The following is a 13787-nucleotide window of genomic DNA, read 5'->3' as shown; positions in this document are numbered from 1 at the left end:
TCGGGCGGTACGCGGATGCAGCGCGGTCGTCCACGGCTTCAGTCGCGGGAGGTGGTCAGTGAAGTTCGCGCTCGATCGTCGCCCGCCAGTCGGCGACCGCGGCCGCGCCGACTTCGAACAGGTCGCCGTCGGCGTCCCGAACGGTGAGCCTCCCGTCGGTCGTCGCGGTACCGAGTTCGCGGACCGGGGCGACGCCGGCGAACGCCTCGCGGACGGCGTCCGGATCGTCGGTCTGGATCAGCGCGCGACCCGGCTGCTCGTGGAACAGCGCGCCGATCGGGTCGTCGCCGGGAACGACGACCTCGAGGCCCGCCGTCTCCGTGATCATCTCCGCGAGTGCGACCGCGAGTCCGCCGTGGCTGACGTCGTGCACCGCGAGCGTCGAGTCGGCGTTCGCGACGTCGGCGAGCGTCTCGACGAGTGCGGCCGGCTCCTCGGGCAGGGCGGGGAACCGATCGCTGCCGTCGAACCGTGCGAGGTACTCCGAACCGCCCAGACGGAACTCGTCGTCCTCGATCCCGCGGTCGCCGACGAGCAGGAGGGCCCCCTCGGACTCGACGGACAGCGGCGGGGCGTCGTACCCCGCCTTCGTGCCGACGAGCGCTAGCGTCGGCGTCGGCGGGATCGGCCCCGCGACGGAGTCGTTGTACAGCGAGACGTTCCCGCCGACCACGGGGGTCGACAGCTCGGCACACATTTCGGCGAGCCCGTCGACGATTCCCGTAAAGCCGCCGTAGACGTCCGGCTTCTCGGGGTTGCCGCCGTTCAGGCAGTCGACCGCCGCGAGGGGGGTCGCGCCCTTGGCCGCGACGTTGGTCGCGTTCTCGAGGGCGATCGCTCGAGCCCCCTCGTAGGGTGCCGTCGCGGTCCAGTTCGGGGCGGCGCCCGAGGAGATCGCGAGCCCCGTTCCGATCTCGCGGTTACCACCGCTCGACTCGTCCGCGGACCGTGGCTCCGCGCTCGCCTCCCTAACTGCGACGACCGCCGCGTCGTCGCCCGGCCCAAGGGCCGTCCGAACGCCGACCTCGTGGTCGTACTGGCGGTAGACCCACCGCTTCGACGCCGTGTTCGGGCTCGAGACGACGGTCTCGAGGGCGTCCTCGAGGTCGACGTCGGGCAGGTCGGTTTCCGGCACCTCGGGCTCCTCGGCGGGCAGGTCGTTCATCGGGGCGCCCTCGCCGAGGAACTCGGCGCCGACGTCGACGACGGTTTCGCCGTTGAACGTACACGTGTAGTTCCCGTCGACGACCTCGCCGATGACCGAACAACCCAGATCGAACCGTTCCGCGATCTCGCGGACGCGGTCGACGTTCTCGGGCGTGACCTCGTAGCACATCCGCTCCTGGGACTCCGCGAGCAGGATCTCGAGGGCGTTCATGTTCGGCTCGCGCTGGTGGACCCGCTCGAGTTCGATCTCGGCGCCGAGTCCGCCCTTGGCGACGAGTTCGCTCGAGGCCCCGCCGAGGCCGGCCGCGCCGAGGTCCCGTGCGGACTCGATCAGGTTCTCCTCGACGAGCACCTCGTTGGCCTCGATCAGTAGCTTCTCCGCGTAGGGGTCGCCGACCTGGACCGCGGGTCGGTCCTCGGTTTCCGCGTCCTCCGCCAAGTCCTCGCTGGCGAAGCTCGCGCCGCCCAGGCCGTCCCGTCCCGTGGCGTTGCCAACGAGGACGAGCTTGTTGCCCGGCTCCTGGGCTACGGCGGTGACGAGTCGGTCCTCGTCGGTGAGGCCGACGCAGGCGACGTTCACCAGCGGATTCCCCTCGTAGTCGGGATGGAAGTCGACGCTACCCGCGACGGTGGGGACGCCGATGCAGTTGCCGTAGTGGCTGATCCCCTCGACGACGCCCTCGAGCAGGTACTTCGAGTGTTCGCGGTCGAAGCTCCCGAAGTACAGCGAGTCCGCGAGCGCGATCGGGTAGGCACCCATCGAGAGCGTGTCCCGGACGATCCCGCCGACGCCGGTCGCGGCGCCGTCGAACGGGTCGACGTAGGAGGGGTGGTTGTGGCTCTCGATCCCCAGCGTGACGTAGGTGTCGCCGTTCTCGCCCGTCTCGGGGTCCGGCAGTGCGACGACCGCCGCGTCGTCGCCCGGCCCGACGACGACCTGCTCGCCCTCGCTGTCGAACGCCGACAGCAAGGGTCTCGAGGAGCGGTACGCGCAGTGTTCGCTCCAGAGGTTCTCGAACAGCGCCGCCTCGGCCGGCGTCGGCTCCCGTCCGAGCTCCTCGACGACGAGTTCGCGGTCCGAATCGGCAAGGCTCATTCATCTAGGTGGTGAAAGTCGGGCAGTATATGGGTTTCTATATGCACGTTCGTGATCACCGGGTGGCTCGAGGGGACCCCCGACTGCGGGTTCGCGACGGACCCGCAGGAACGGGACCGTTTGCGTATCCGTTTACGTTTCCGTTTTCGTCCCTTCCTCGAAGCGGAATCGCTCCGCTCGGGTCCGACCCGTCGATCGCCGAACCGCGGCTTCGGCCGACGGGCTCGAACCGCCGATCGGGGTGTTTTTGACCGACCGGTGGAAAGACGTACTCGTGCTGTCGGTCGAACTTCACGCTCACTCGTCGCTGTCCTACGACGGCCGGGACTCCGTCGAACTCATCCTCGAGCAAGCGGAGGCCGTCGGCCTCGACGCGATCGCGATCACGGACCACGACGAGATCGACGCGAGCCTCGAGGCTGCAGAGCGCGCCCCCGAGTACGGACTCGTCGGCGTTCCGGCGATCGAAATCTCGAGCGCGGCCGGACACGTCCTCGGGCTAGGCATCGAGGAGGCCGTGCCGCCGGGGCTGTCCTACGAGACGACCCTCGAGCGAATCCGCGAGCAGGGGGGGCTGGCGGTGATCCCCCACCCGTTCCAGCAGTCGCGCCACGGCGTAACCGCCCGCATCGCGTCGGCGGAGCTCACGAAGGCGGACGCGATCGAGGTATACAACTCGCGGCTGCTGACCGGACGGGCCAATCGCCAGGCCAGGCGGTTCGCCCGGGACCACGGGATGCCGATGACCGCGGGGAGCGACGCCCACATCAGCGAGATGGTCGGGCAGGCGGTCACCCGCGTCGACGCCGACGAGCGCTCGGCCGAAGCGATCCTCGAGGCGATCCACGAGGGAAAAACCTCCGTCGAGGGGAAACGAACGCCGTGGCACATCAGCTTCCGCCAGTTCGGTGGGGGCGTCACGCGCCGTATCAGAAACACCGCACTCGGGCTCCTTCGATGACGCTTCGCGGGACCGATCCCGACACCGTTCGCGAGGTCCTCGAGACCGGAGAGCCGCTGCCAGGAACCTTCGGCTTCGCCGGCGAGGTCGACGGCCGACTCGTTCGGGACGTCCTCGGACGGGTGCCGCTGTTCGTCGACCGCGCCGACCCCGATCGGTGGGCCTTCGAACCCGGCCCGCTCGAGGATCCCGCGCTCTTTCCCGCGGGCTCGGTCGGAGTTCCCGGCGAGTCGCCCTCGGGCGTCTGGTCGCTCCCGGAGCCGACGCCCGACGAGCCCGAGCCCGCCCTCGAGACCCTCGACTGCGCGCTTCGGACGGCGATCGACCGCGTCCGCGAGCGCGACCTCGAGGTCGCTGTCGCCTTCTCCGGCGGCGTCGACTCGGCGCTGGTCGCCGAGCTCCTCGACGCCCCCATCTACGTCGTCGGCTTTCCCGATAGCCACGACGTCGAGGCCGCCCGAACCGCCGCGGACGCGATGGGCCGCGAGCTCACCGTCGTCGAACTCGAGCCCGCCGACCTCGAGCGAGCGGTCCCCGACGTCGCCCGGGCGACCGGGCGGACCAACGCGATGGACGTTCAGATCGCCCTTCCACTCTACTTAGTCGGCGAGCGCGTCGCCGCGGATGGGTTCGACGCGCTGGCGGTCGGCCAGGGCGCGGACGAACTGTTCGGCGGCTACGAGAAGGTCGTCCACCTCGACCACCGGGTCGAAGCCGAAACGGTTCGGGAAGCCGTTCGCGAACAGATCCGCAGCCTCCCCGAGCAGCTTCCCCGTGACGTCCGCGCCATCGAAGCGGCTGGCCTCGAGCCCGTCGCGCCCCTGCTCCACGACGGCGTCGTCGACGCCGCGCTCCGCTTACCCGACGAACTGCTCGCCGACGAAGCGGGCAGAAAGCGCGGTTTCCGACGGGTGGCAAGCGATTCCCTGCCCGAGTCGGTGGCGATGCGGGACAAGAAGGCGGTCCAGTACGGGAGCCTCGTCGCCCGCGAACTCGACCGACTCGCCCGCCAGGCGGGGTACAAACGGCGGATGGACGACCACGTCACGAAGTACGTCGAGTCGCTGCTCGAGACCTGAGAAAACGTGGGAACCGCAGGCGGCGGTCGTGATACCGCGACCCTCGGAACCCTTATCCGCGTACTGGCCCAACAATTGTTTGTAATGGCGAAAGGCAACGTTGACTTCTTCAACGACACAGGCGGCTACGGTTTCATTTCCACGGACGACGCGGACGAGGACGTTTTCTTCCACATGGAAGACGTCGGCGGCCCGGACCTCGAGGAAGGCGAAGAGATCGAATTCGACATCGACCAGGCCCCCAAGGGCCCCCGCGCGACGAACGTCGTCCGCAACTAATCTCGCTTCTCTCCGTTGTGAAACGGTGAACGGCGATTCGCTTTTTTGAGAACTCACACGACAGCCGACGCTGTCGGCAGCGACGCCCGTTCGAGCGTCGAGACGCATCTCTCGAGGAGCGTCGCGATCGAACCGCAAAAGCCGTCCGTCAGGACGGCAGCGGGCAGAGACTCGCGGTGAAGATTACGGTCTCGGCGGTCTCGTTCTCCGCCCCGTGTTCGACGCCCCGCTCGTTGAGCACCACGCCCGGCGCCTCGATCTCCTCGCGCTCGTCGTCCCGCAGCACCGTCACCGTCCCCTCGAGGACGTGGAAAACGTTCGTGCTGTCGCCGTGTTCGTGGGGCTCGAGGGTGGCGCCCGGCCCGAGGGCGAACGCCTTCACGAGAACGTCGTCCTCGACGACCAGTTCCGTGCTCTCGACCTCGCCGTCTGCGGGCTCGAGGTCGGCGACCGCGTCGGTGTAGCTATCGAGCGTCATCGGGTTCAGGTTCGGGTTCCGCGGGCAAAAGTGTCGGCCATTGCTCGGCGCTGGACAGTTCCGGACCGTTTCTGAGAGCCCGCGCATCGGGACTCCTTCGTGGTCGCACGGCGAAACCGTCCGATAGTCCGCTTAGTCCTCGAGTTCGGTCGGCAGGGCGTCGTCGGGCGTATCGGAGGTGTTCTCCGAGACGGTCCGTCGGTTGGACTCGCTGACGCGGTCGGCGACGGTGGCGACCATCTCCTCGAGCGTCTCCTGGACCTCGCTGTCGTCGTCCTTGACGAGCGTCCCCTTGCTGCCGTCTGCGCCGAAGTCGGGGTGGATCGGGATCTGGCCGATCAGCGGGACGTCGTACTTGTCGACGATCTGCTGGGCGCCTTCGGTGCCGAACAGCCCGTACTCCTTGCCGGTGTCGGGCGCGATGAACGTGCTCATGTTCTCGACGACGCCCAGCACTGGCGTGTCGTGTTTGTTGAACATCTGGATCCCCTTTCGGGTGTCGTCTAAGGCCATCTCCTGGGGCGTGGTGACGACGACGGCTCCCGTGACGGGCATCGACTGCAGCAGGTTCAGCGTGGCGTCGCCGGTGCCCGGCGGGAGGTCGACGATGAGGTAGTCGAGTCGGCCCCACTCGACGCCGTCCAGGAACTTCATCATGAACTTGTTGACCATCGGCCCCCGGAGGATCGCCGGGTCGTCCTCCTCTTCCATCATGAAGCCCATACTGATCACGCGGACGCCGTCCGAACGCGGCGGGACGATGTCCTCGTTGGGCGTGACGCCGGGGTCGCTCTCGACGGGCAAGATGCGGGGGATGTTCGGCCCGTGGATGTCAGCGTCGAGGATGCCGACCATCGCGCCGCGTTTCTCGAGGCCAGCTGCGAGGTTGGCCGCGACGGTCGTCTTGCCGACGCCGCCTTTCCCCGAGGAGACCGCGATGACGTTACGAACCCGCGGCAGGACCTCGTCGTCGAACCCGTGCTCGGCGCCGGCGTGGGCCCGCAGGTCGGGCTCGAGGCCGGCCTCCTGGACGACCTCGCGGATCCGGTTGCCGATCTCCATCTCGGCGGGAGCGTAGGGCGTGTTGAACGCGAGCGAGATCCGGGCGGTCTCGTCGTCGATCGTGACGTCGTTGACCAGGCCGAGCGTGACGATGTCCTCGTCGATGTCCGGGTCTTCGATGCCCTCGAGTTCGATCTTGAGTTCGTATTCTGTGATGCTCATACTGGGTGGAGGCGTGTTCGAAGATCGGTAGGGTGTGCAACGGGATACGTGTGATGGTTCGGGGCCCGAAACGGTGGCCGAGGACGACTAACGGGGACGAACGCGGGGCTCGGTCGGTATCTCCACGAAGAAAGGAAACGTCGGTTCGGTCGGCTCGAGCGACCGGGTTACGGACCCGGTGACGCGAGCGGTTCCGGCAGTCCGCCGTAGAACACGACCCCGATGATCATGGTCAGGATGAACATCCCGATCCACATCTGGGCCGTGATTCCGACGAGGTAGCCGACACCGAGCAGTCCGGTGCTCGTGTTGCGCGGTTCGCCGAGGAACCACGCGGCGACCATCACGTAGACGGGGACGAGGATGACGCCGAAGATCAGGTAGGTTCCGATGTTCGGAAACCCGGTTAGCCCTTCGGTCCCGTCGTACCCGTGGTACATGATTTGCGAGAGGGCGTTTGCGACAGCCGGTGCCGAAATCATGCTTCAACCTCCGGCTGCTTCGTACTTTCCTCTACCGGTTCGTGTTCGGGTTCGTGACCGTGTCCGTGATCACCACGAAGGTGTTCGATCGCGTGGAGCTCGACCACGGGGATCACCTTCGCGACGGCCAGGAAGAACAACACGACCAGCCCGATCGTCCCCAGCAGCGAGGAGATCTCGATCGCGCTCGGGAAGTAGTCGCCCGGCGTCGCCTCGTAGATGCTGAACGTCGGGTACCAGAAGCCCGAGAGGACGAAGTAGAGCTTCTCGAGCAGCGTCGCCGTCAGCACGATCACACCGGCGATCATCGCCCGAAGCTTCGTGAACAGCGACGGACGGATCGTCGTCGCGAAGATGAATCCGAGGACGCCGAGGACGCCCAGGATCGGACCGACGTACAGCGGGTGCGAGAACTTCGAGGCGGTCGCCGCACCGTGGTCGACCGTCGGGTGGAAGCTCCCGGCGGTGAGCTGCTGGAGCTGGAGCCAGAGGAAGAGCAGACAGAAGAACCCGAGCCACAGCAGGAGCCCGCGGAAGATGTCGTCCGTGATGATGTGGTCCCAGTCGTAGGCCCACCGGAAGGCGGCCGACAGCAGGATGACGCCGCTGATAGCGGAGGTCAGCGCGATGGTGAGGAACTGCGGACCCTGCACCGCGCCGAACCAGCCGGGGTAGTTCGGTAGCACTGCGAACAGCCACGGAATGACACCGCCGTGAAGCAGGAGCGGGGCCATAATGATGATCGCGAGGGCGACCCACCAGACCATCCGATCGATGATCTGGTCCTCCTTCTCGGAGTAGCCAAGCGTCAGCCCGTCGTAGACCGGATCGAAGCGGTCCGGCAGCTGATCGCGCAGTCGCGTGACGTCGTAGCGGATCGTCAGCGCGAGGTAGGTCGCCGTCAGCACGAAGTACGCCGTAATGACGGTAACGTCCCACACCAGCGGCGAGTTGTTGACCGTGATGTGGTAGTGACCGAGGACGCTCGTGACCATCCGGTCCGGACGGCCCATGTGGACCAGGATGTAGAAGCCAGCCGCCGAGAGCCCGGCCAGCGTCAGCAGTTCGGCCAGGCGGGCGACGGGCATGTAGCGGTCCATCCCGAGGAGTCTGACCGCCGCAGAGAGGATGATTCCCCCGTGGGCGATCCCGACCCACCAGATGAACGCGCCGATGTACAGCCCCCAGGTGACGCCGCCACCGCTCCCCCAGTCGGAGAGGCCGGTGACGACGAGTCCCTGCTGAAGCTGGTAGGCCCAGCCGATCAGGAACGCGCCGAGCGCCAGCGCGGCGACGGCGAACATGATGAAGTACGTCTTCGAGACGTTCTGAATCGGACGGAGGATGTCCGCCTCGGTCGGCGATTTGGTGCTCATAGGGACACCCCTGCGTCACCGACCGTCCCCTCGTCGAGGACGTCCTTGCGGTTGTCGACGGCTTCGACGGACTCGCCGTCGGCGCGCTCGTAGCTGATGTCCTCGTAGTTGACACCCGTTCCCGTCGGCTCGGTCTGTTCAGCCTGCGGGCCGGGCTCGTTGCCGAGGTAGATGATGTTGGGGTTCGTTCCCTGCTCCTCGAGGAGCTTGAAGTTCGAGGCCGGCGTGCCGGCGAACTGCTCGAGCAGGAACTGCGCGGCCTCCTCGTCGGGTTCGAACGCCTCGTCGTCCTCGTCTTCCTCTTCTTCGTCGTCGCCGTTCTCCTCTTCGTCGTCGTCGTTTTCTTCCTCGTCCTCGCCCTCTTCGTCTTCTGCCTCGTCGTCGGCGTCGGCGTCCTCGTCGTCGACGTCGACACCCTCCTCGTCGCCGTCGGCCGGCTCGTCGAGGTCGGGTTCGTCGGCGAGGTCGAGCTCCGCGAGAACCTCCTGGTTCGCGAGGCCGAGACCGTGGCTCTCGATCGCAGCCAGCGCCTCGGTGACGTCGTTTTCGAGGTCGGCGACGTCGCCGTCGCCGTCGCCCATCTCGTCGCCGCCGGTGATCTGCACCGCGATCATCAGCGCGAGTTCCTCCTCGTCGAGGTCGGCCGCCTCGAGGACGGATTCGAGATCCTCGTCGGCGCCCTCGAGGTCCTCCTCGAGTTCGTCGGCCGACGGCGGGTTGATCTGTGCGAGCGTGCGACCGCGGGCCGGGTTGTCGGCGTACTTCTGCGGGTCGCTCGACTCGTTGTGCATGTTGCCGAACTGGATCGCGTCCGGCGGACAGGCCTCCTCACAGGCGGTCGTCCCGACCATCTCGTCGCCCATCTGGCCGTCCTGACGGGTCGGACACATGGTACACTTGCTCATGACGCCTCGCGGCGCGCGGCTGTCGACCCAGCGCTCGCTACCGTAGCCGTCGTCGGTCGTCATGTGATCGCCGTCCATGTCCTCGTGGAACTCCGCGATCTCGTCGGTCGAGATGTCGGGTTCGTCCCACTGGAAGTAGTTGACGCCGTAGGGACAGGCGACCTGGCAGTATCGGCAGCCGATACAGACGTCGTAGTCGGTCAACACGAGGCCGTCCGAGTCCCGCGTGTGGCGGGCCGTCGTCGGACAGACCTTCTCACACGGCGCGTCGGTGCAGTGCTGACACGGGCGGACGAGTCGGTTCCGGCTCGTCGAACTCGACGCGCCGGGATCCTCGAACTCGAGGACGTACATCCAGTTGACGCCCTGGTCGAGGTTGTTCTCCGATGAACAGGCGGTCACACAGGAGAGACAGCCGTCACAGCGCTCGAGGTCGATGGCCATCCCCCACTGGACGTCGCCCTCGCCGCCCTCGGGCGCGCCGGACTCGTCGTCCTCCTCGTCCTGGGCGGCGACGGCTTCCTGGCCGCCGTCGTCGACGGTCGCCCAGGCGCCGAGACCGACCGCGGCTGCACCAGCGCCCATCTTCTTCATCACGTCGCGGCGGGGTTCCTCGCCGTCGCCGTCGAAGCGAGAGAGCATCCTGCCGACGGTTCCCTTCGCCTCCTCCTGGGCCTTCTCGTAGGCTTCCTGGGTTGGACGGTTGTCCTCGCCGAACTCCTCGAGAACCTCCTCGTGGTACTTCTCGTGGAAATCTGCCTCCGAGAGTTCGCCGCGAGTGACCCGCATGGCGTCCTCGGCCATCGCCATCCCGAGATCGGTGTCGTACTCGGTGTCGTCGAGCATCCCCTCGAGGTCGTTCTCCCACTCCTCGCCGAGCGGGTGGAACGACTCGTCGTCCGCACTCATTCCCCGAGAACACCTCTCGTCGGAACGGTTCGATTACACGTCGGTACGAAGTTGAATACAGCCATATCTGTAGCCTCTATCCCGCACTCGCAACTAGATGGTGTTGAACCATCGAGCCGATTTCCAACTTCTGAGAACGGGTGCGAACATGTTCGCTAGTACATAAACGGACGGAACCGAAATCTATTAAATACCGTGCGGCGCGGTACCGCGATTCGCGACGTCGCTCGCCGGGACGGATCGAATCCGGACCGAAGTCGAGTCTCGGTCAGTCTCCCGCGAGCTGTCTCTCGAGCGTCTCGTCGTCGAGCGTCGGCAGCTCCTCGACGAACCGTTTGATGATCCCCTCCTCCGCGCGGTGGAGGGTCTCGCTGCAGGTGGATTTGGCGATCCCGAGATGGTCGGCCAGCTCGGTCAGCGAACAGCGCCGCGGCGTGTCGTAGTACCCCTCGTCGACGGCGGCCGCGACGACCTCGAGCTGGCGCTCGGAGAGCAGCTGGCTCTGGTGGAGTCGCTCCTGGACCCGTTCGATGCGGTACTGGAGCCCGAACTGCTCGAGCTGTTCGGCCAGTTCGGCGAGGCGCTCGCGCGACCCGGTGACCTCGATGGTCGCCTCGCCGTCCCGGATCTCGACGGGGAGCTCGATCGGGATGCCGGACTCCCGCGAGGAGAACAACAGCAGGGGTGCGGTCGTCTCGAAGTGGATCGTCGCCTCCCGTTCGCTGCGCTGGACGACCGTGATCTCGAGGACCTGCGGGTGGGCCTTGATCTCGTCGATCATCTCGGGAACCCCCGACCCCGCGAGGCGGACGAGCGCGAACCCGGATTCGTTGCCGGGAACGGCGGCGAGTACGCGAAACGTCGCCTCCGGGTACGCCGTCGACACCTGCTGGATCCAGACCTGTTCGGGCAGCGTGATGGTGAGTGTTGCCTGGGCCATGCGAACCTGTTCGGTTCGAAGCTATGTGATACGACGGCAAGATACCCCCCACGATTCCTATCGGGTGGGAATGGCACGTTCGGGGGCACTCCCGCAAAGTATCGGGACGTACGATCGGTACCACGGACCGTCGAAAGTCAGTCGCCGCTCCCGTCGAGGTGCTCGCACAGCAGTTCGGTCGTCCGCGTCGGCCGCTCGTGGGGCACCCAGTGGCTCGTTTCGGGCAGGCGCTCGAGGCGTCCCCGCTCACAGAAGCGAACGCTCGCCGGGCCGAGTTCAGGCACGAGCGCGTCGTCGGCCTCGCCCCAGATCACGAGCGTCGGCTGCTCGATCAGATCCCGCGACGCGTCGGGCGGATATCGCGCGATTGCCCGGTACCAGTTCAGCGAGCCCGTCAGCGCGCCCTCGCGGGCCCAGGCCCGCCGGTAGTGGGTTAGCTCGCGTTCGGTGAACGTCCCCTCAGCCGCGGTGTCCCGGAGGGCCCGCTCGAGGAGGCGAAAGTCGTCGTACCGGCAGAGTCGCTCGGGCAGCCAGGGGAGCTGGAACGCCACCGCGTACCAGCTGCGTCCGAGCTGCTCGAGGTTCGATCGGAGCTGTCGGCGGTAGGCAGTGGGGTGGGGCGCGTTGATGATCCCGAGGCGGTCGACCCGGTCGGGGTAGCGACGCGCGAGGTCCCAGGCGACGACGCCGCCCCAGTCGTGTCCGACGACGTGAGCGCTCTCCCGACCCTCGGTGGCGATCAGATCGGCGACGTCCCGCGAGAGATCCCGGAGCCGATACGCCCGGGGCTTTTTGGGTTTCTCGCTCAGGTTGTACCCTCGCTGGTCGGGCACCACGACCCGGTAGCCCGCCTCGACCAGCGGCTCGATCTGCTCGCGCCACTCGTACCAGAACTCCGGGAACCCGTGTAACAGGACGACCAGCGGATCGTCCGCCTCGCCGGCGACGACGACGTGTTGTCTGATTCCGTTGACGACCCGCGAGGTCGATCGCGCGCCGTCGAACGCGAGCAGCGAGGCGTCCGTCTCGAGCGGCGATGGTGTCGTGGTCACGTCGAGACGTCGGGGCCGGACTTCTATCTGCGTACCGGTCGGCGAACCCTCCCCGGCGAGGATATCAACCGGGATACGAACATATTCGCCCCGGTTTCCCTTTTCGGAGGAATCGTCGGAACTGTGAGGGCCTTGACACTCGTCTCTACAACCGAGGAGCGGATAATGACCATAGCAGCCACCCAACCTACGACGAACCGCCGCACAGTCATCCAGACCATCGGTGCAGCCGGTGTGGTCGCCCTCGCGGGCTGCCTCGCCGACGACCGACCACCCGTGGACGAGCCCGTCGACTCCGACGCGGACGCCGCGGACGAGGAGTCGCTCCCGCCGGCAGAACCAGTCGACGTCGACCGCATCGCGGCCGACCCGATGGACATTCCGCCACCGGTCGACTGGGACGAGCCCCGGACCCACGAGATCACCCTCGAGTCGATCGAGGTGACCGCCGAGGTCGAACCCGGCGTCACGGTCGACTTCATGACCTACGAGGGACAGATTCCCGGCCCGATGATCAGGGTCCGGGAGGGCGACACCGTCGAGCTCACCTTCGCGGTGCCCGACGAGCACAACGTCGCCGCCCACAACGTCGACCTTCACGCCGTCTACGGCCCCGGCGGCGGCGCCGTGGCGACCACGATCGGACCCGGCGACGAGCCCGCCCGACTCACGTTCCGGGCGGAGTTCCCCGGCGTCCACATCTACCACTGTGCGGTCCCGGATATGGACCAGCACATCAGCCTGGGGATGTTCGGCGCGATCCTCGTCGAACCCGCCGAGGGTCTCCCCGAGGTCGACCGGGAGTTCTACGTCGGCCAGCACGAACTCTACACGGACGGTCGTGCGGGCGAGGAAGGGCACCACAGCTACGACTTCCACGCGACGGCCGACGAGGACCCGACCTACGTCCTCCTGAACGGCGAGGTCGGCGCGCTTACCGAGGATGGCCACGGCTCGATGCACGCGGAAGTCAGCGAGACGGTCCGGGTGTACTTCGCCAACGGCGGGCCGAACCTGACGAGCGCGCTCCACCCGATCGGAAACGTCTGGAGCCGCTACTACCGGGACGGCGACCTGCTCTCGGAGCCCGCACGGAACGTCGAGACGAGCCCGGTCGCCCCTGGAACCGTCGTCGCGGGCGAGATGGAACTGCCCGTCCCCGGTCCTGTCAAGCTGGTCGACCACGCGCTCTCGCGGGTCGTCCGCAAGGGGATGATCGGCGTCATCGACGTCGAGGGCGAGCCGAACCCCGACGTGTACGACGACGGATCGTGATCGGGTCGATCGCTCTCCGTCCTCGTTTTCCTCCCGACGGCAGAAACTCAGACCGCAGGGCCGCCCTCGGCCTCGAGCAGCTCGTGGTACCGGTTGCGGATGGTGACCTCGGAGATGCTGGCGACCTCGCTGACGTCGTTCTGGGTGACCTTCTCGTTGGTGAGCAGGGCGGCGGCGTAGACAGCGGCGGCCGCGAGCCCGACGGGCGACTTCCCCGAGTGGACGCCCTCCTCCTTGGCCGTCTGGAGGAGCTGTCTGGCGCGCCGTTCGGTCTCGTCGGAGAGCTCCAGCTCGCTCGCGAACCGCGGCACGTAGCTCTCGGGATCGGCGGGCTGAACCTCGAGACCGAGTTCGCGGATCACGTAGCGGTACGTGCGGGCGATCTCGTCCTTCTCGACGCGGCTGACCGCGGCGATCTCGTCTAAGCTACGGGGGGTGCCGGCCTGGCGAGCCGCGGCGTACAGCGCCGAGGTGGCGACGCCCTCGATCGAGCGCCCTGGCAGGAGGTCCTCCTCGAGCGCCCGACGGTAGATGACGCTCGCAGTCTCGCGGACGTTCTCGGGG

Annotated in this window: 13 protein-coding genes; 4 read left to right on the top strand and 9 right to left on the bottom strand. The window is 67.3% G+C overall.

The window, feature by feature from the left end; translation table 11 throughout:
- Positions 1–55 precede the first annotated feature (55 nt).
- Positions 56–2263, bottom strand: a complete 2208-nt coding sequence (gene purL / locus QA609_RS08720) for a phosphoribosylformylglycinamidine synthase subunit PurL (protein WP_278302206.1) — start codon at positions 2261–2263, stop codon at positions 56–58.
- A 274-nt stretch (positions 2264–2537) separates the two neighbouring features.
- Here purL and QA609_RS08715 point away from each other — a divergent pair, with 274 nt between their 5' ends.
- The 3 genes from QA609_RS08715 (at position 2538) to QA609_RS08705 (ending at position 4582) form a co-directional block, all read left to right on the top strand.
- Positions 2538–3224, top strand: a complete 687-nt coding sequence (locus tag QA609_RS08715) for a PHP domain-containing protein (protein WP_278302370.1) — start codon at positions 2538–2540, stop codon at positions 3222–3224.
- Entirely contained in the window at positions 3221–4303 is a 1083-nt protein-coding gene (locus QA609_RS08710; RefSeq protein WP_278302205.1) for an asparagine synthetase B, read from the top strand. The genes QA609_RS08715 and QA609_RS08710 overlap by 4 nt, the downstream gene beginning before the upstream one ends.
- 84 nt (positions 4304–4387) lie before the next feature.
- Positions 4388–4582, top strand: a complete 195-nt coding sequence (locus QA609_RS08705) for a cold shock domain-containing protein (protein WP_005555336.1) — start codon at positions 4388–4390, stop codon at positions 4580–4582.
- Positions 4583–4730: 148 nt separating this feature from the next.
- Here QA609_RS08705 and QA609_RS08700 read toward each other — a convergent pair whose 3' ends face one another.
- The 7 genes from QA609_RS08700 to QA609_RS08670 form a co-directional block, all read right to left on the bottom strand.
- A complete protein-coding gene (locus QA609_RS08700; RefSeq protein WP_278302204.1) occupies positions 4731–5060 on the bottom strand; it encodes a cupin domain-containing protein in 330 nt (109 codons plus the stop codon).
- 132 nt (positions 5061–5192) lie between these two features.
- Positions 5193–6284 carry a P-loop NTPase gene (locus tag QA609_RS08695; protein ID WP_278302203.1) on the bottom strand — a complete coding sequence of 364 codons (1092 nt, stop codon included), beginning with the start codon at positions 6282–6284 and terminating at the stop codon, positions 5193–5195.
- A 167-nt stretch (positions 6285–6451) separates the two neighbouring features.
- A complete protein-coding gene (locus QA609_RS08690) occupies positions 6452–6766 on the bottom strand; it encodes a hypothetical protein (RefSeq protein WP_278302202.1) in 315 nt (104 codons plus the stop codon).
- On the bottom strand, positions 6763–8142 hold the full coding sequence (nrfD, locus tag QA609_RS08685; RefSeq protein WP_278302201.1) for an NrfD/PsrC family molybdoenzyme membrane anchor subunit: 1380 nt from the start codon (positions 8140–8142) through the stop codon (positions 6763–6765). The genes QA609_RS08690 and nrfD overlap by 4 nt, the downstream gene beginning before the upstream one ends.
- The gene (locus QA609_RS08680) at positions 8139–9956 is read right to left on the bottom strand and encodes a 4Fe-4S ferredoxin N-terminal domain-containing protein (protein ID WP_278302200.1); all 1818 of its coding nucleotides are present in this window, start codon (positions 9954–9956) and stop codon (positions 8139–8141) included. Before QA609_RS08680 ends, nrfD begins: the two co-directional genes overlap by 4 nt.
- Before the next feature lie 268 nt (positions 9957–10224).
- Entirely contained in the window at positions 10225–10896 is a 672-nt protein-coding gene (locus tag QA609_RS08675; RefSeq protein WP_278302199.1) for a helix-turn-helix domain-containing protein, read from the bottom strand.
- A gap of 137 nt (positions 10897–11033) precedes the next feature.
- Positions 11034–11948 (bottom strand): alpha/beta hydrolase, encoded by a 915-nt coding sequence (locus QA609_RS08670; protein WP_278302198.1) that lies wholly within the window; start codon positions 11946–11948, stop codon positions 11034–11036.
- A gap of 165 nt (positions 11949–12113) precedes the next feature.
- Here QA609_RS08670 and nirK point away from each other — a divergent pair, with 165 nt between their 5' ends.
- On the top strand, positions 12114–13223 hold the full coding sequence (gene nirK, locus QA609_RS08665; RefSeq protein WP_278302197.1) for a copper-containing nitrite reductase: 1110 nt from the start codon (positions 12114–12116) through the stop codon (positions 13221–13223).
- Positions 13224–13270: 47 nt separating this feature from the next.
- Here nirK and QA609_RS08660 read toward each other — a convergent pair.
- A partial coding sequence (locus QA609_RS08660; protein ID WP_278302196.1) for a transcription initiation factor IIB family protein occupies positions 13271–13787 on the bottom strand: 517 nt, incomplete at its 5' end.

Source organism: Natronococcus sp. A-GB7, assembly GCF_029688865.1.
Lineage (GTDB): Archaea > Halobacteriota > Halobacteria > Halobacteriales > Natrialbaceae > Natronococcus.
Note: the sequence above shows the minus strand (reverse complement) of the source record. Positions and strands in the feature narration are given on the sequence as shown.

What these genes read in the sequence shown, in the direction of transcription:
- QA609_RS08705 (WP_005555336.1), top strand. Translation starts at nt 4,388, where the DNA reads ATGGCGAAAGGCAACGTTGACTTCTTCAACGACACAGGCGGCTACGGT.
- purL (WP_278302206.1), bottom strand. Translation starts at nt 2,263, where the DNA reads ATGAGCCTTGCCGATTCGGACCGCGAACTCGTCGTCGAGGAGCTCGGA.
- QA609_RS08690 (WP_278302202.1), bottom strand. Translation starts at nt 6,766, where the DNA reads ATGATTTCGGCACCGGCTGTCGCAAACGCCCTCTCGCAAATCATGTAC.
- QA609_RS08695 (WP_278302203.1), bottom strand. Translation starts at nt 6,284, where the DNA reads ATGAGCATCACAGAATACGAACTCAAGATCGAACTCGAGGGCATCGAA.
- nirK (WP_278302197.1), top strand. Translation starts at nt 12,114, where the DNA reads ATGACCATAGCAGCCACCCAACCTACGACGAACCGCCGCACAGTCATC.
- QA609_RS08710 (WP_278302205.1), top strand. Translation starts at nt 3,221, where the DNA reads ATGACGCTTCGCGGGACCGATCCCGACACCGTTCGCGAGGTCCTCGAG.
- nrfD (WP_278302201.1), bottom strand. Translation starts at nt 8,142, where the DNA reads ATGAGCACCAAATCGCCGACCGAGGCGGACATCCTCCGTCCGATTCAG.
- QA609_RS08700 (WP_278302204.1), bottom strand. Translation starts at nt 5,060, where the DNA reads ATGACGCTCGATAGCTACACCGACGCGGTCGCCGACCTCGAGCCCGCA.
- QA609_RS08675 (WP_278302199.1), bottom strand. Translation starts at nt 10,896, where the DNA reads ATGGCCCAGGCAACACTCACCATCACGCTGCCCGAACAGGTCTGGATC.
- QA609_RS08680 (WP_278302200.1), bottom strand. Translation starts at nt 9,956, where the DNA reads ATGAGTGCGGACGACGAGTCGTTCCACCCGCTCGGCGAGGAGTGGGAG.